General features: G+C 36.9%; 15 protein-coding genes and 1 tRNA gene. 6 read left to right on the top strand and 10 right to left on the bottom strand.

Annotated elements, in window-relative coordinates; genetic code table 11:
- Positions 1-8: 8 nt before the first annotated feature.
- Complete coding sequence (locus tag AL022_RS02240; RefSeq protein ID WP_014934631.1) at positions 9-950, top strand: hypothetical protein; 942 nt, start codon at positions 9-11, stop codon at positions 948-950.
- Between the two features lie 157 nt (positions 951-1,107).
- The gene (locus tag AL022_RS02235) at positions 1,108-3,036 is read left to right on the top strand and encodes a RecQ family ATP-dependent DNA helicase (RefSeq protein WP_014934630.1); all 1,929 of its coding nucleotides are present in this window, start codon (positions 1,108-1,110) and stop codon (positions 3,034-3,036) included.
- Positions 3,037-3,065: 29 nt separating this feature from the next.
- Here the strand turns inward: AL022_RS02235 and mnmA are convergent, their stop codons facing one another.
- The 6 genes from mnmA to AL022_RS02205 form a co-directional block, all read right to left on the bottom strand.
- Positions 3,066-4,172 carry a tRNA 2-thiouridine(34) synthase MnmA gene (gene mnmA / locus AL022_RS02230; protein WP_014934629.1) on the bottom strand — a complete coding sequence of 369 codons (1,107 nt, stop codon included), beginning with the start codon at positions 4,170-4,172 and terminating at the stop codon, positions 3,066-3,068.
- Positions 4,173-4,372: 200 nt separating this feature from the next.
- Positions 4,373-5,206 (bottom strand): translation elongation factor Ts, encoded by an 834-nt coding sequence (tsf, locus tag AL022_RS02225; protein WP_014934628.1) that lies wholly within the window; start codon positions 5,204-5,206, stop codon positions 4,373-4,375.
- 38 nt (positions 5,207-5,244) lie between these two features.
- On the bottom strand, positions 5,245-6,183 hold the full coding sequence (gene rpsB / locus AL022_RS02220) for a 30S ribosomal protein S2 (RefSeq protein ID WP_014934627.1): 939 nt from the start codon (positions 6,181-6,183) through the stop codon (positions 5,245-5,247).
- Between the two features lie 36 nt (positions 6,184-6,219).
- Entirely contained in the window at positions 6,220-6,609 is a 390-nt protein-coding gene (gene rpsI, locus AL022_RS02215; protein WP_014934626.1) for a 30S ribosomal protein S9, read from the bottom strand.
- A 10-nt stretch (positions 6,610-6,619) separates the two neighbouring features.
- On the bottom strand, positions 6,620-7,069 hold the full coding sequence (gene rplM / locus AL022_RS02210; RefSeq protein WP_014934625.1) for a 50S ribosomal protein L13: 450 nt from the start codon (positions 7,067-7,069) through the stop codon (positions 6,620-6,622).
- 146 nt (positions 7,070-7,215) lie between these two features.
- Entirely contained in the window at positions 7,216-8,478 is a 1,263-nt protein-coding gene (locus tag AL022_RS02205) for a M16 family metallopeptidase (RefSeq protein WP_014934624.1), read from the bottom strand.
- Positions 8,479-8,617: 139 nt separating this feature from the next.
- On the opposite strand from AL022_RS02205, the gene AL022_RS02200 reads away from it, so the two are divergent.
- From AL022_RS02200 to AL022_RS02190, 3 genes are all read left to right on the top strand, one after another.
- The gene (locus AL022_RS02200; protein ID WP_014934623.1) at positions 8,618-9,310 is read left to right on the top strand and encodes a ComF family protein; all 693 of its coding nucleotides are present in this window, start codon (positions 8,618-8,620) and stop codon (positions 9,308-9,310) included.
- A 399-nt stretch (positions 9,311-9,709) separates the two neighbouring features.
- Positions 9,710-10,585 carry an Rpn family recombination-promoting nuclease/putative transposase gene (locus AL022_RS02195; protein WP_014934622.1) on the top strand — a complete coding sequence of 292 codons (876 nt, stop codon included), beginning with the start codon at positions 9,710-9,712 and terminating at the stop codon, positions 10,583-10,585.
- A 208-nt stretch (positions 10,586-10,793) separates the two neighbouring features.
- A complete protein-coding gene (locus tag AL022_RS02190; RefSeq protein ID WP_014934621.1) occupies positions 10,794-12,497 on the top strand; it encodes a M3 family oligoendopeptidase in 1,704 nt (567 codons plus the stop codon).
- A gap of 79 nt (positions 12,498-12,576) precedes the next feature.
- On the opposite strand, the gene AL022_RS02185 is transcribed toward AL022_RS02190, so the two are convergent.
- From AL022_RS02185 to AL022_RS02175, 3 genes are all read right to left on the bottom strand, one after another.
- A complete protein-coding gene (locus AL022_RS02185) occupies positions 12,577-13,683 on the bottom strand; it encodes a lipase family alpha/beta hydrolase (RefSeq protein WP_014934620.1) in 1,107 nt (368 codons plus the stop codon).
- Positions 13,684-13,801: 118 nt separating this feature from the next.
- Positions 13,802-14,665, bottom strand: a complete 864-nt coding sequence (gene murI / locus AL022_RS02180; protein ID WP_014934619.1) for a glutamate racemase — start codon at positions 14,663-14,665, stop codon at positions 13,802-13,804.
- A gap of 97 nt (positions 14,666-14,762) precedes the next feature.
- Positions 14,763-14,836 (bottom strand) — tRNA-Ile (locus tag AL022_RS02175).
- 291 nt (positions 14,837-15,127) lie between these two features.
- Between AL022_RS02175 and AL022_RS02170 the strand changes: the two genes are divergently transcribed.
- Positions 15,128-15,808, top strand: coding sequence for a hypothetical protein (locus AL022_RS02170; RefSeq protein ID WP_148269041.1), 681 nt, complete (start codon positions 15,128-15,130; stop codon positions 15,806-15,808).
- A gap of 153 nt (positions 15,809-15,961) precedes the next feature.
- On the opposite strand, the gene AL022_RS02165 is transcribed toward AL022_RS02170, so the two are convergent.
- On the bottom strand, positions 15,962-16,420 hold the full coding sequence (locus AL022_RS02165; RefSeq protein ID WP_014934617.1) for an Lrp/AsnC family transcriptional regulator: 459 nt from the start codon (positions 16,418-16,420) through the stop codon (positions 15,962-15,964).
- Positions 16,421-16,511: the final 91 nt, after the last annotated feature.

The raw sequence follows: 16,511 nt of genomic DNA, 5'->3' as shown, positions 1-16,511 counted from the left end.
TAAAAAATATGAATTTAAGAAAATATCCTAGTCATACGCTTGCACTGCTTCTTTTCTGTGGATCTACCTGTAACAAGGAATATCAATACATAAGCCAAGAAGACGAGGGGTACTATACGCAGAACCACTTTAAGCTAAGTAGCATAGAATCATTCGAAAAAACAATTTCTATGCTAGAATCACCTGATGAGATTAGTGATTTTAGAAAAAAGTTAGCAGATAGGACGAAGAAATGGTGCACAACTGATACAGAAAAAAACCCAGATGAGCTTTGGAATAATTTTTTTAAGGAAGAAATAGAAGAAAAAATAATAAAAAAGCTGCAACAAAAGCATGATACTACACTTCTAAAAAGCTACTATGATCGCTTCGGGAAGCTGTTGAAAGCGCCTACAAAAGAAAATGAAAAAGCGTTACTCACTTCCATGAAAAAGCTACAAGCTAATACTACGCTAATGGAAGCATTTAAAATTTGTATAGCAGAAGAGTATGCTAAACCGAAAAACATTAAGGTTACTGAGGCAATACTAGCGTACCAAGAGTGCCTATATTTTATATGCAATAAGCCAGATATGTTGCACAATAAGCTAAAAAGGCTTCAATCTTATCTGCTAAAATGGAAAAAAGACGGGCATAAAACGGGCCAACAACTATGGCAATCGATTCAGGAAGAAAAACAGATAAATAAAATATTAGATAGTGCTAAGTTCTATAGATATGAAAAAAATAAACAAGCCATTGCAACGAGCTTAAGATTGCTTGATCAATTGGCAAATGATCTGTATAGTTTAAGTTATGAAGATTTACTATCAACATTACCGCATGGCATTACCAAATTAAATGGTATTTTATACGAAATAGAATTAAAAAAAACAGATGACATCAAATTACTAACGAGCTATCTTAAACGTATAGGAAATTTTTACACTAGTATAAATATATACCTCTAACGGATTTAACTATAGTGTGTTATTGGTATATTTTGCGCCTTGTAAGCGTTGCATGCTATGCCAGTAGGTAAATTTCAATCTATACAAATATTTCATTGCCATCTGCTTTATTCTTTAGCCACGCGCTTTTAAAACAGTATAAAGCTGCCGACCAGCCATGGATAAAATTTATGATTTATTAAAAAAACATTGGGGCTATTCTTCCTTTAGACCTTTCCAAGAAGCAATCATGAAGGGTATTTTAGATGGCAAAGATATATTGGTTTTTTTACCTACTGGAAGTGGAAAATCGCTTTGTTTTCAATTACCAGCCTTGCGGAAAACAGGTTTAACCTTAGTGGTTACGCCACTTATTGCGCTTATGAAAGATCAAGTAACACAACTTGCGCAAAAAGGTATTCATGCAGAAGCTATTTTTTCAGGCATGTCTAGTTTAGAAATAGAACGACGACTAGATAATTGTGTATATGGTACAGTTAAACTATTGTATGTATCCCCAGAACGCTTGCAGACTGACCTATTTAAACTGCGTGCGGCTACTATGCCTATTACGACCTTAGTAGTAGATGAGGCGCACTGTATTTCACAATGGGGATATGATTTTAGACCCTCTTATTTAGAAATTGCGCACTTTAAGCAAACGATTCCAAAGGCCAATACAGTAGCCTTTACAGCTACTGCCACTAAAAGGGTTAAACAGGATATTCAAGATTGTTTACAACTAAACCATCCGCTTCTTTTTGCTCAAACTTTTCATAGGCCCAATCTAGTCTACTGGGTACGCAAAACAGATCAAAAAGAAACACAACTGCTCAAAGCATTACAACAGAGCAATGGACCAGCTATTATTTATGTAAATACACGCAAAAAAACAGAGAACATCGCTACTTTTTTGCAAAAAAATGGTATTACCAGTGCATTTTACCATGCTGGTTTAACGACGGCTGATCGAGCTACAAAACAAGCTTTATGGAGCGAAAATAAAGTACGAACCATGGTTGCTACAGCTGCTTTTGGCATGGGGATTGATAAAGCAGACGTTTCTTTAGTAATGCATTTAGATCTACCTGCCTCCTTAGAAGCCTATTGCCAAGAAGCAGGAAGAGCAGGTCGAAATAATGCTACAGCCTACGCTATTCTTTGGTATGATGAACAAGATATTGCACATTTAAAACAAAAGTGGAAGGAAAGTTACCCTACTATTGATCAAGTTAGAAAAGTTTACCAACATCTGGTTAATTACTATAAAATCGCAGTAGGCTCTCATGCTTTCGTTACCTACGATTTTGATTTAGAGGATTTTAAACAAACAACTGGTCTGTACGCAAAAGAAGCCTACTATGGCATCAAAGCATTAGAGTCAGACGGGTTTATACAACTTAATGAAGCCTATTACCAACCTTCTAGGGTCTATTTTTTGCTATCTAGGGAAGCATTGTATGCGTTTCAACTCCGTCATCCAGCTTATGACTTATGTATCAAAGCCCTTTTAAGGCTCTATGGTGGTACACTTTTTACACCATATTGTAAAATTATTGAAAAAAAAATAGCCCAGTTTATTCACATTACAGAATACAAAGTAGCCGACCAATTAGATGCCCTGCATCGACTCAAGGTTCTAGAATATCTTCCACAAAAAGCGAGTCCACAAATTACTTTCTTAACACCACGGTATCTTGCTGCTGAACTGCCATTGCCTATTCATAAAATTGAGCAAAAAAATAAAATAGCCTATCAACAAATAGAAGCTGTTATAGAATATGTTACCAACGACCGACGGTGCCGCTTGGCTACATTATTAGATTATTTTGATGAAGCCGAAACGACTTGTAACCAATGCGATATTTGTAAAAAAAAGAGCAACGAAGCTATACACCATACAGCGATGCTAGAAGGCCGCCATTACGTTATGAATGCCATTAGAAATGGCAAACAGGACCTTAAAAATATAATAGAAACAGTTGATTATGATAAAGAAAAAGAACTTTTACATATTATAAGAGCAATGCTAGATGCAAAAGAAATATATTATCAAAAGCCTGGCGAACTAGAAATCAATGAACCTTCAAAGCCGTTACATGGATAAACTTCATTTGATCGGTTCAGTATCGTATCCTACTTTTTTTGAAAAGCGGATAAAATCCACCCCCCTCCTATTACATCTTCTTCTTCATAAAAAACAGCAGCTTGGCCTGGTGTAACGGCATGTACACCGGTACCAAAAAATACATGCATCTGATCACCTACCTGTTCAATTACAGCAGGGGTTCCAGGATCATTATACCGAACCTTGGTAAGGGTATCTAACTTCTTACCTTTAAGATCTATATATTTAGATAAATTGAGTTGGTGTACATACATACCATCTCGAAGCAACTGATCAAACGTACCCAACACTATTTGATTCGTATCCTTGTGTATAGCTGTTACATATACTGGATAGCCTAAAGCAATGTTTAATCCTTTACGCTGACCAATGGTATAAAAAGGATATCCTTCATGATGGCCGACCACGGTACCATCTTCCAATATAAATGTACCCCCCTTAACGCCTTCTTCTAATCCAGGAAGCTGTCGTTTTAAGAATCCACGGTAATCATTATCCGGAATAAAGCATATTTCGTATGATTCAGACTTATGAACCAAGTCGGTAAAGCCACGTTCAGCAGCAAAGGTTCGAATAAAAGATTTTGTATATCCACCCAGTGGAAGCAAAGTCCTACTCAGACTCTCTTGCGAAACGCCCCATAGGGCATATGATTGGTCTTTCTTAGGATCTAATCCCTTAGAAATAATATAACGGCCTCCTGATGCGCGGACTTTTGCATAATGCCCGGTTGCTAAGTAATCACAATCTAATGTATTGGCACGTTGTAAAAGGGCATCCCACTTAATATGTGTATTACACAATACGCATGGATTGGGGGTTCTACCAGCTAAATATTCAGCTTTAAAATGGTCAATTACATAGCTACCAAATGCTTCTCTTATATCTAAAATAATATGAGGAAATCCCAACTCAACCGATACATTCCTGGCATCATTGATGGCGTCTAAACTACAACAGCCGGTCTCTTTTTTTTTACCACCACTACTTGCATAATTCCATGTTTTCATGGTAATGCCTACTACTTCGTATCCTTGCTCATGCAACATTACAGCCGCTACAGAACTATCTATGCCACCACTCATAGCCACTAATACACGACCTTTTTTACTCATCTAAATCTAGTTGAACTTTAAATCTGTTAAAAGTATTGTATAATTTGGAGCATAACAAGCTCCACTATTTAGTGGATTTAAAAGAAGCAATAGAGAATGATCCATAGCCATGTATAGATGGCTTATAGAAATAAATAAGTATAAAATCGTTCATACAAGGATACGCAACAAGGAGCGCCCTTTAGATATAAAAGGCGAAATTATGCACCAACTGCAATGCGCTTGAATGCGGTAACGGTTAAAGATGGTGCAACGGTTTGAAGGTATTCCGCAACGGTCAATTTAGTATTTTTCACAAATGGCTGAGGCAATAGTGTATTTTCTTGAAAAAACTTATGTAATCTGCCTTGTGTTATCTTTTCTGCTTTATCATCTTTATGCCCTTCATTTATAACTTGTGCATGGATAATCGCTGATTCCTTTACTAGCATAGCCGGATCAACTTGATTTTTATCAAGTGCTACTGGCGCCATAGCCGCTATTTGCATGGCCACATCTCTACCTGCAGCGCGCACTTGTTCACCTTGCGCACCTTCTAATCCCACCAAAACTGCTAAACGATTTCCAGTATGAATATAGGGAACGGTTGTTTCAGCTGTCAAGGTTTCATAACTAGAAATGGTAATTTTCTCACCAATGGTACCAATAGATTCCACAACAGCTCCTTGGACCGTTTGATTGCCCAATGGCAATGCTTGTAAAGCTTCCATAGAGATAGGCCTGTATGCCACTGCAGCCTCTAAAATAGATTTACCTAACTTCAAAAACAACTCATTTTTAGCTACAAAATCCGTTTCACAGTTCAGCACCAATAAAAACGACATTTTATGATCCAAACTTGCAGCAGCAAAAACAGCCCCTTCACTTGCATGATGCGTGGCACGATCTGCAAATATTTTTTGCCCTTTTTTTCTAAGAAAATCAATTGCTTGTGTAAAATCACCCTTTGCTTCTATCAGGGCTTTTTTACAATCCATCATTCCTGCACCTGTTTTTTGCCTTAGTGCAGCTACATCCTGCGCGGTAACGACCATATATGTTATAAAATATTCAAATGACGTAATAGTTATGCTTACTTTTCCGGCTGATCCTTAAGGGATACAGTAGGTTTTACTTCTTTTTTGTCAACTGACTGATCTTTAAGGGGGGCAGTAGCCTGTACTACTTTTGCTTTAGTTGCAGGAGTAGAAAATTTAGACCGGGGAGAACCTGTTTTCTTGATTACGACACCTTGTACTACTTTAATACCTCTTTCAGGGGCTACTTTATTAGCTGAATGAGCAACCGCTTCTTCTTGTTGAGCGATAGCTTCTGCTTTTTCTTTTTTATAGGATTCTACGCCTTCTTTAATTGCATCAGCAAGATAACGCACTACTATATCGACAGAACGGCATGCATCATCATTACCAGGAATGGGGAAATCAACTATATCTGGATTTGTATTGGTATCTACAAGGGCAAAAACTGGGATCCCTAATTTTCTAGCTTCCTTAACAGCAATATGTTCTTCCTTGATATCAATTACAAACAATGCAGAGGGTAATCTGGTAACATTCACCAATCCCTGCAATATTCTAGTAAGCTTTTCTTGCTCTCGCGCAATAACCAATCTTTCTTTTTTGGCCAAGCTTTTGTAGGCAAATGTATGCATATTTTTCTCTATGGCAAGCATACGCCTCAATAACTTTCGCGTATTTAGAAAATTAGTCAGTGTGCCACCAAGCCACCGTTCTGTAACATAGGGCATATCTAAATCTTTTGCAGTCTGCTCTACAAAAGATTTAATTTGCTTTTTAGTAGCGACAAAGAGAATTTTTTTCCCAGCTTGCGCCATTGCATTTAGTTGCAAAGAAGCTCTTTGCATACAGTCTATCGTCTTATGCAGATCGATAATATGTATGCCATTTTGTTTCATAAAAATAAAGGGAGCCATCTTAGGATGCCATTTTCTAGTCAAATGACCAAAATGGACACCGGCATCAAGTAGTGCTTTAAATTCTAATTGCATCATTATGGGTAATAACAAATAATAACTGTGCACATGGGCTTAACGTTTGGTAAATTGGAATCTCTTTCTAGACTTTTTATGACCATATTTCTTGCGCTCCACGACCCTAGCATCCCTAGTTAGAAAACCTTCTTTCTTTAGTATAGGCCTATTGTTTTCTAAGTCTAATTTGCAAAGTGCCCTAGCAATACCCAAGCGAATGGCTTCAGCTTGGCCACGCATCCCCCCACCGGTAACATTAATCTTCAGATTATATTGGCCTACTATATCTAACTTTTCGAAAGGTTGCTGAACCATTAAGCCAATTTCTTCTACTGGGAAATAATCTCTAAGTGATTTATGATTAATGGTAATAGCACCTGTCCCTTTAAGAAGATACACCCTAGCTACGGCGGTCTTTCTTCGACCTACTGCGTTAACTGTTTCCATCGGTTAATGATTAATATTTTAGAGTAATCGCGGTTGGCTGCTGAGCCGAATAGGGATGAATAGATGATACACAAACATGTAAATGATGCAGCAACATTCTTCCTAATCTATTTTTAGGCAACATTCCTTTTACCGCATGTTCTATTATACGCTTGGGATTCGAAGCTTGAACTTCTTGAGGCGTAGCATGCTTTAACCCACCAGGATAGCCTGAATAAGTGGTATAGATTTTTTTTACCCATTTATTACCTGATAAAGCTACTTTCTCGGCATTCAAAACAATTACATGATCACCTCCATCTAAATGAGGGGTAAAATTAGGTTTGTGTTTACCACGAATAAGGTAAGCAATCTGGCTAGCCAATCTACCTAACGGCTGAGAGGAAGCATCAACAACAACCCATTGTTTATTGACACCCTGCTTGTTCGCATATTTTGTCTTATAACTAATATAATCCACGCTTTTTAAAGAAAAAGTTGAACCAACAAAAAAATTTGAGGATGGTAAGAAAAATAACTAATAGACTCAAATATACCTTTTTATTGTGTAAAACACAAATAGAAGGCCATTGAACCAACCTATAATAACTCCTGATAAAAGGGGCACTACCGCACAACCACTTCTGTAAAGGAATCCAAAGATAAGTATTTTTGTGCTAAGTTTCTAACTTCTAACGGGGTTATATTGCGTACATGATGGTAAAATTCAGTATAATAATCTTGAGCTAAGCCATGGAGATAGGCGCCTTGAAATTTTTCCATGATTGAAAAGGGATCGTTAATCATAGTCAAAAAATGGCCTAATAAATAATTTTTAACATTTTGCAAGGCTTCTTCGGAAACTTGTTCATCCTGTAATATTGCAATCTCTTTATAAATTTCTTGAATGGTTTCTTCTGTGACTGCTTCAGCTACCTCCGTGGTAATGGCTAGATAACCAGCGTGTAACAACGAAACCATACTGGAGTGAATGGCATAGGTATAGCCCTTATCTTCCCGAATATTTTGTACCAATCGAGCACCAAAATACCCACCTAAAAGGGTATTGACCACCATCATTGGTAAAAAATCTGCTTCCTTTTTAAGTAATAACCTTTTACCGATTACAATAGCAGACTGAAGATGTTGTTGATCCACTAGATGGACTTTTTCAGGAAGATGATGAGATGGAACGGAGGCTACTTGTAAACTTTTTTGATAGGGCAAATAGGCTAAGGACTGTTTAATAGATGCTAAGGCTGATGGCGTAACTTGTCCACTGACAAAAGCAGTACAATCTGAAAAAAAGAGCTGTTTATAATGGTGGTGTAAATCTGCCGGTTGAATTTGATCTACATCTTGTAAAGTTAGCGGTCTACCATAGGGATGTGTTGCTGTGAAGAGTGCGGTACAAAATCGCTTATAGGCTACCTGATCGTTCTTTTTATCAGCTATTTGAATGGCTTGTACTTTAAGATGCTTTAAGCGTTGGAGTGATTTTTCAGGGAAACTAGGCATTAATAGAATCTCTACCAATAAGTCTAACAGGGGATTAAGATGCTTAGCAAGCGTGGAAAGCGAGAGGATACAAAAATCTTTCTGTACACGCGTATCAATGGTTGCACCATAATAGTCAATTATATGGGCAATATCTTGGCTGCTTTTCGTTGTGGTTCCCTCTAATAACATAGCCGTTGTAAAATAGGCAGCACCGGGTTGTAATGCATAGCAACTACCAGATTTAAAAATCAGCTCTAACTCTATAATGGATTGAGTCCCCATGTTTAAGACATAGAGGGGAATTTTATTTTGAAGTAAGTGGCTTTCTGGCCATGGAAAACAGATAGGATCAATGTCTTTAAACGGTGGTGGAATGGTTCTATCGAGCATAAAAATATAGAGTTAAAATTTATTACATTCAGAATGGGAAAGGCACATAAAGGGTAGTTCTTTTCTACTCAACTTATTGGATTACCAACAAAAGTACAAAATCAATGCGATGAAGTGATATAAGCTTATACTTCATACTATGAAAACATTTATATCCGGATTATTAGATTTACTTTTTCCTCCCATATGTGTAGGATGCAATGATAGACTCGTACAGGGAGAAACTTTGATCTGCACAATTTGTTTTAACGGATTTCCAGAAACAGATTCCCATACATTAATAGATAATGTTATTACCAATCATTTTGTAGGTAAAGCCTCAATAACTTATGGATTGACAGGCTATAGACTAAGAAAGAAAAGTCGTCTTGAGCAGGTACTCTTTGCGATGAAGTATAAAAATCAACCCAAAATTGGCTATCTATTCGGACAACGGTATGGTAGTATCTTAGATAAAACACCTATCATCCAAAGTATGGATGCTATTGTAGCAGTTCCATTACATCCCAAAAGACTTAAGGAACGAGGCTACAACCAAAGTGATTTTTTTGCGAAAGGGCTTTCTGATGCATTACACATACCTTTATATGAAGGATGTATAGAACGAACACGTTATACGCCATCCCAAACAACCAAAAACAAAAGTGAACGCATTACGAATCTTCAAGGTGCCTTTAAAGTAAAGCACCCAGATCTACTAACAGACAAACATATGCTATTGGTAGATGACATTCCCACTACAGGGGCTACATTAGCCTCTTGCACGAATACACTTTTAGCAGCAGGTGTGGGACAAGTAAGTATTGCAACCATAGCAGTAGTAGAATCCTAACTAGTCGACCTTGAAGTATTGTTAGTGTATAAAAATATAGATTTTTTTGTAAAAATCATAAAGAAAGATCGTTGCAATAGACTGATTAAATTTAGACATTAAGACCTCTTGGATCACTTAAAATATAAGGGGTTATAATATAGTGGCCGAAAAAACGGGACCACTTTTGAGCACTTCGCTAAACCAATGGCGGCATAACAGATAAAAGTTAGGAATAAGACAGAGACCTATATACAATCAACTACAGACACAAGAGATCCATAATTGTGCTCCTATCTAAGGAGGATCCTGTATATAAACTAGGATTCGCTTACTAAATGGCATAAAAAGTATGTATATTGATTGTGTAATAATTATATTACATGCCTGTGATTAGAAAGCAATAGATATAAATGATTTATGGAAAAGATTACCCCGAAAGTAGACTTAGCGTTCAAAAAAATATTTGGGGTAGAAGAAAATAAAGATCTATTGATTGCGTTAATAAATGCTACGGTTTCAAAAGAAGATCAGGTAATAGATGTTACGCTATTAAACCCTTATAACCCAAAAAGTTTTAGAAGCGACAAACTTTCTATCCTAGATATTAAAGCCTTAAGTGAAACAGGAAAAAGGTTTAATATAGAGATTCAAATTACAGACGAAGCAGACTACGATAAACGTGCCTTATACTACTGGGCCAAGTTGTATACAGATCAATTAAAGGGTGCTCAGGATTATGCTAGTTTAAATAAAGCAATAGGTATTCATATTCTTAACTTTGTATCTATAACAGACAATCAGAAGTATCATAATGTATTTCATATTACAGAAAAAGAAAGTGGGTTACCCTATTTTAAGGATTTAGAATTACATACTGTAGAGCTGACTAAGTTCAGTAAAGATCCAGATGAAGATCTAAATAGTTTATTAAAAAAGATCAAAACCTCCTTAGACATTTGGACCGCTTTTCTTACCCGTAATGATTTACTGAATAAAGACAACTTACCAGCACCATTAGCCATCAATACCCTGAAAAAAGCATTGCATGTTTTAGATACGCTAAACTTCACGGATGAAGAAAGAATGGCTTATGAAGACCACTTGAAATGGTTGAGAATAGAAGCCAATACAATAGAAAAATATAGAAAAGAAGCAGAACAACAAGGGAGACAAGAAGGGAGACAAGAAGGTAAGCTAGAGATAGCGAAATCTATGCTTCTACAAGGTTACGCTATAGAAGATATTGGGCTCCTTACTGGTTTATCTAGGTCTGATATTCAAAAAATTAAATAGAGGAGACAAATATAAAATAATCAGAACTAAAAAACAGGTATCTATTTTTTAGAACTTTATTAAGCTAATGACCGCATAATACCCAAAATTTAAGACAAAAGGGACCCCAAATCAACTACAGACGCGACAGATCCGTTTGCGATTCCTATTTAATATGGGTAGATTGGTGTTTCACTATAAAAAATTCGTCATATAAAAAATATATTCCATGCAAAAATACATTCGTACTTTTTTGCCACCAGATTACGTCATCACAGATTGGACTTCCATTCAGCCCTTCTACAGCCACTTACTTGCTAGAGACCTCTCTTCATTGGACGATCTAAGACAATTTTTAGCCGATTGGAGTGAACTAGAAGGGGCACTAGAAGAGGATGCAGGCTGGCGTTACATTCGTACCTCTTGCAATACGACTGATGCAGTGGCTAAAGATCGTTATGAATACTATATTACAGCCATTACCCCTCATCTAGCTGCTGTTACAGATCAATTGCATCAAAAAGTTTTAGCTGCAGAAGCGGCCCATATACTACGTAAAAAAACGCAATATGATATCTTTTTTCGAAAGATCGAAAATCAATTGCGTTGCTACAGACAAGAAAACATACCTATCCAAACTGAAATTCAGTTAAATACAAGTAAATTTAGTGTGATAGCAGGTGCGATGGTAGTAGAGATAGCTGGGGAAGAGTGTACTTTGCAACAAGCCGCACCCCATTTAGCATCTACTGACCGATCCTTTCGACGTGAGGTATATGATAAGATACAACAACGCAGGTTGCAAGATAAAGATACACTTAATGCACTCTACTCAAAGTTGATTCAGCAACGCCATCAATTGGCTTTAAATGCTGGGTTTAAGAATTTTAGAGACTACGCTTTCGTATCTATGGATCGATTTGATTACACCCCAGCAGATTGTTTAACCTTGCATACAGCGATCCAAGAAGAAATAGTTCCACTACTCAATGAATGGGCAAAATCACGGAAAGCAGCGCTCGGATTGACGATACTGCAGCCATTTGATCATGCAGTAGATATACAGGGTAGAAAGCCATTGCGTCCCTTCACAGATGCCGAAGAACTAGTTGCTAAGACGATTACGGTATTTGAGCAGCTGGATCCTTTTTTAGCAAACTGTTTGCATACCATGCAAAAAATGGGCCACTTGGACTTGGCCTCCCGTAAGGGAAAAGCACCTGGTGGATATAATTATCCTTTGGATGAGACGGGCGTACCTTTTATTTTTATGAATGCAGCTTCTACTATAGATGATGTACGAACTATGTTTCATGAAGGAGGCCATGCGATTCATTCTTTCTTAGTGCATAACTTGTCGCTAAATCCTTTTAAGCATTGTCCATCAGAAATTGCAGAATTGGCCTCTATGTCTATGGAGTTGCTTACTATGCCTTATTGGGATATTTTCTTTCCCAAACAAGAAGACCTTAATCGTGCTAAAAAAGATCACTTGATCCATGTGATCAGTTGTTTGCCTTGGATAGCTGCCATTGACGCTTTTCAGCATTGGGTCTATACGCATCCTGATCATACTTTATCAGAAAGAGCAGAAAATTGGGATCGTATCTTTAGTAGTTTTTCAGATAGTGTAACGGATTGGACAGGTTACGAGGTAGTGAAAAGCCATTTATGGCAAAAGCAATTGCATCTTTTTGAAGTACCTTTCTATTATATTGAATATGCTATCGCACAGCTTGGTGCAATAGGAGTATGGAAGCAGGCCCAAACAAATCCTAAACAAGCATTAAATGGTTACCTAAATGCATTAAAATTAGGCTATACCACATCGATCCCTAAGGTCTACCAAACAGCGGGTGTTGCTTTTGATTTTAGCAAGGAACATATTCGTTCCCTCGCGCAATTCATACGCAAAACTTGGGCCGACCTTTAGCTTTACGATTGCACTTTGCCCAATAAAATCTACTTTTTTTGTATGAGCTTTTATGGTGTCATGATGGTGTTTGATTGGATCAGTTGTATTCGGATACTTGATATTCAGATGTGATAGCATCACTGTAGAAAATATCTTTGCCAAACTGAATCACCTCTTTTACCATAGTAGGATGGCATAATATACTTTTAGAGGCTTCAATAGGAAATTCATTTAAAAGTTGACCATGAAGGGCATCGTCAATAACCATTCTTTTGAAATTTTCTTTGTTTGGAATATGCGATGCAAGCTGACTATAGAGCGGCACAATCATATCATGTTTGTCTATAAGATCAAGATCTGCTTCGCCAACTATAATTTTACCCCACGCTGTGTTGAGATGTTTAAAATCATAGCTACTCTCATAGCTACTTTCTTTAGGTAGAAAATTTTTAAAGTCACTGAGAGTGCCTCCTATAGCTAGTATAGGTACTTCTTCTTCAGGCAGGGCATCCTGAATCGATTCTAAAAATTCACTTCCTGGTTTTAAATCGTAGAATCCAACAAATAGCTCTAAAACTGGGAATGCTTCTAGCCTGCTCACAAGCTCTTGTTCAATCCAGTTGGTAGGCTGACCCATACTATGGGATAGTCTGCACATATCATTCAAAACAGGCGGTGTAAAATATCTTACATACAATGCTTCGTTTTTAATCCCGGTAGTTGTGTCACGTTCGTTTAGTTTCCTAACTGTCTCAATGACAGGCGCCCCTTCCCATGGCGTAGCTAGTGTAATAATGCCTTTTACATTTAATACATCCTTATATCCATGAAACATCCTATATGCACGAAGACCGCCTTGGCTATGACCTATTAGTAGTGTAGGCCTATTTTTTAGGTTAGGTTCTTTCTTTGAAAGTTTATCAAAGCATTTATTACTTTGCTCTTTTATAGAATATAGGAGCGTCTGCTCCTTGGTTATGTAATCCAAAGCAACCACAGAGTCTTTACCAAATTCATTCTCAAGCGCCTCTTGAAGTGTCTTAAAAGAGAAGACATCCCCACCTAACCCATGAAACAAGACGATTAGTGGCTTGGTATCATCTTCGTGGAAATTTATAGTACCATTTTGGGCAAGTCTATTACAACCGCAACCAATCGTAAAGAGTAAAAAAGTTATGCAAATAGAAATTTTAAATAAAAACATATCTTCTAAGTGGAAGTAATCCTTTGTCTGCTTTAGTGACGGTTGTTAAACCAATAGATATAGGCTAGTAATTTTTAATATAATTTAAATCGAATTCAATTACAAGCATATGGCACCATCAACAGAGTGATGCAAGGTCTATAGATGGTGTATAGTCCGATAGATTGATGGCTATAGGTTTTTGTCCAAAGAGTTTATCACTAGCATTTTGAAAAGATGGGGTTAGCGCGGTTGCCATAAAGCAGTCAGGCAATTTTTTTTTTGTTTTATTTAAAAGATGATGTGTACGTAAAAGTTGCTGGACCGCTAATGCGGTAAGTTTCGCTGGATTGATCAGTTTAATCTCTTTTGAAAAGTGTTTTTTTAAAAAAAAATTTAATGCTTGTTCTAAAAATATATAATGTGTACAAGCTGGAATCAGTGCATCTAAGTTTGGGGAAACGATTTGATTTAAATAATCATCTAACAAAAGATGATCTAGTGATTTTCCATTGAAAGAGGCCTCTACCATAGGCACCAGTAGCGGCGTGGCCAGAGACGTTAATGTGATACCAGTGGTTCGAAATCGTTTTGCATAGATGCCATATGATACAGTATATTTTGTGGCTATAAGACCTATCTGGTTATAGTGATTCATTCCATCGATGTATCTGACTACTGGATCGACCACATTGATGATACCCATTTTGTGTCCTATTGTTTTAAGGTAATTAGGCATAAAATAATCTGCGGCAGCAGTCGCTGTATTACACGCAATGACCAGCAGCTTATACCGTTTACTTAGGCAAAAATTTACTACCTGTGCAATATAACCACATAATGCTACGGATGTTTTATCACCATAAGGTAAATTTTTAGTATCTCCGATATAATGAATAGATTCTTGTGGTAATATTGCTTTAATTGCCTTAGCAATGGTTAAACCACCTACACCACTGTCATAAATGGCAATCGGCGCATAGGTATATATATCGGAAAACACAGTAGAAGAAAATGGCCACCATTAAGACTTGATTATATAAACAAAACAGGCAACTGATGGGTTAAGGCAAGTTATCATTACAATAAGATAAATGGTGTGGGCCCACCAGGACTTGAACCTGGGACCTGCTGATTATGAGTCAGATGCTCTAACCGACTGAGCTATGGGCCCTTTTATAAAATTTACCGCTACAGGTAGGTCTTGGGGATAAAATCCACAATACTACACAATGTTACGTCTTTTTTCTGAAAAAACCAGCTATCTTGCGCATAGTGAGTTAGATTTTTATCTGTTATGATTCTGAATCACTCAATTTTTCGATATAGCTTCAGATAGAGCGACTTTGTGCATCTGGGGAGTAAGCTAAAGGGTGTCTCCAATCATTTTTGTATTCGACTTATTTTTTTTAAATTGCCCAGGATGTTTGGGTTAGCTTTTTTTAGATTTTTTATTCCATTTTTTATGCATTGCTTTATAGGCTTCTTATTATTCTTGCTGAAGGCTTTAGTTGTTATCATTCCGGTGTGCTTCTTGGGCGCATCCTCATGCCCTGGTGAAAAAAAAGAAATGGAAGATCATCATCCTAGATGGATTGAGTTAAATGAGTCAGAGGAAGATTTACCTGAAGACAAGTGTCGGGTTACCAAATTGGATTTAGGCAAGATGCGCTTTCATATTGCAAGTGGTCAAAAGCCAATTCATTGCAATGATGCTACTTTTCAGGTTAAGAATAATATGGTTCAGACGGATAAAGCCGATTCAGAAGCCTTTGACTGGGTATTAACCCCTAATTTTTATGGGCGTGTGACATCGGAAAAATTTCCTGAAACGATAAAATGTGGTATGAAGCATAGGGTTAATCATGATGATAAAGAAGGTGGTCTACCAAAAGAATTTTTGGATGAATGGTGGGCTATAGATCCTATAGAAGGGAGCACCAAAGAAATTATATTGATTATTGGCAAAGGAATAGAAGGCAAGTTAGCTATAAGTGAATCACTACAAGAAGCGTTAAAAAAGAAAAAGCAAAACAACGAAATTCAAGATTATGAAATTTTAACCACTACGGATGCGGCAAAACGGCACAACAAGTATATTAAAGAAGGAAAAAAGGTGTATACTTTTATCCATACAGCTGGCTAGCTGCTTTTTAAAAAATTAGTAATTAACTAATACAGTTTATAACTATGTTTTCTGATTAACAAACAAATACATAATATTTCAGGAACAACTCAATATCGTATACCCTTTGGCAAAAGAAACCACTTATCTATGCAGGTCAGTGGTAAAGCCCCCCTATTCCAGATATAATGGCTTATTTTTAAGTAGTTGGCTGACTGACAAAGTTTTGATATGGTCCACCATGGGCAACATATAGAGTTTTTCTACGACCATTGTTTGATAACTAGATAGCTCTCTAACATAAACCATTAAAATAAAATCAAAATCACCTATTACTTGATAGCAAGTTACAATGGATGGTATTTTATTAATCGTAAGTTTAAATAACTTGATATGGTCAGCTGTAATCTTTTGAAGACGAATAGCAACCATTAGATGTAGCCCAAAACCTAATTTGGGATAGTCGATTTGTGCAGCGTAATGGGTAATAATTTCATGCTGCTCCAACTTTTTTACCCGTTCAAGGGTAGCAGCAGGGGATAAATTGATTTTTTGTGCAAGGGCAGCATTTGTAATTTTTGAATCAACTTGCAAAATATTTAAAATATGTTTATCTACCTTATCCAGTTCCATAAGTCAATCTATTCAGCTAACGGGATCAAATTAAGGGCAATATGAGCCCCCCCAACCACTTGGTATATGATAAAAAATCCACCTTGTAAAG

This window comes from Cardinium endosymbiont cEper1 of Encarsia pergandiella, from assembly GCF_000304455.1.
In the GTDB taxonomy this organism is placed as follows: Bacteria; Bacteroidota; Bacteroidia; order Cytophagales; family Amoebophilaceae; genus Cardinium.
Note: the sequence above shows the minus strand (reverse complement) of the source record. Positions and strands in the feature narration are given on the sequence as shown.

What these genes read in the sequence shown, in the direction of transcription:
- AL022_RS02195 (WP_014934622.1), top strand. Translation starts at nt 9,710, where the DNA reads ATGGAAAAGATTACCCCGAAAGTAGACTTAGCGTTCAAAAAAATATTT.
- AL022_RS02240 (WP_014934631.1), top strand. Translation starts at nt 9, where the DNA reads ATGAATTTAAGAAAATATCCTAGTCATACGCTTGCACTGCTTCTTTTC.
- AL022_RS02190 (WP_014934621.1), top strand. Translation starts at nt 10,794, where the DNA reads ATGCAAAAATACATTCGTACTTTTTTGCCACCAGATTACGTCATCACA.
- AL022_RS02235 (WP_014934630.1), top strand. Translation starts at nt 1,108, where the DNA reads ATGGATAAAATTTATGATTTATTAAAAAAACATTGGGGCTATTCTTCC.
- AL022_RS02165 (WP_014934617.1), bottom strand. Translation starts at nt 16,420, where the DNA reads ATGGAACTGGATAAGGTAGATAAACATATTTTAAATATTTTGCAAGTT.
- AL022_RS02185 (WP_014934620.1), bottom strand. Translation starts at nt 13,683, where the DNA reads ATGTTTTTATTTAAAATTTCTATTTGCATAACTTTTTTACTCTTTACG.
- rpsI (WP_014934626.1), bottom strand. Translation starts at nt 6,609, where the DNA reads ATGGAAACAGTTAACGCAGTAGGTCGAAGAAAGACCGCCGTAGCTAGG.
- mnmA (WP_014934629.1), bottom strand. Translation starts at nt 4,172, where the DNA reads ATGAGTAAAAAAGGTCGTGTATTAGTGGCTATGAGTGGTGGCATAGAT.
- rpsB (WP_014934627.1), bottom strand. Translation starts at nt 6,183, where the DNA reads ATGATGCAATTAGAATTTAAAGCACTACTTGATGCCGGTGTCCATTTT.
- AL022_RS02205 (WP_014934624.1), bottom strand. Translation starts at nt 8,478, where the DNA reads ATGCTCGATAGAACCATTCCACCACCGTTTAAAGACATTGATCCTATC.
- AL022_RS02170 (WP_148269041.1), top strand. Translation starts at nt 15,128, where the DNA reads ATGCATTGCTTTATAGGCTTCTTATTATTCTTGCTGAAGGCTTTAGTT.
- tsf (WP_014934628.1), bottom strand. Translation starts at nt 5,206, where the DNA reads ATGGTCGTTACCGCGCAGGATGTAGCTGCACTAAGGCAAAAAACAGGT.
- AL022_RS02200 (WP_014934623.1), top strand. Translation starts at nt 8,618, where the DNA reads ATGAAAACATTTATATCCGGATTATTAGATTTACTTTTTCCTCCCATA.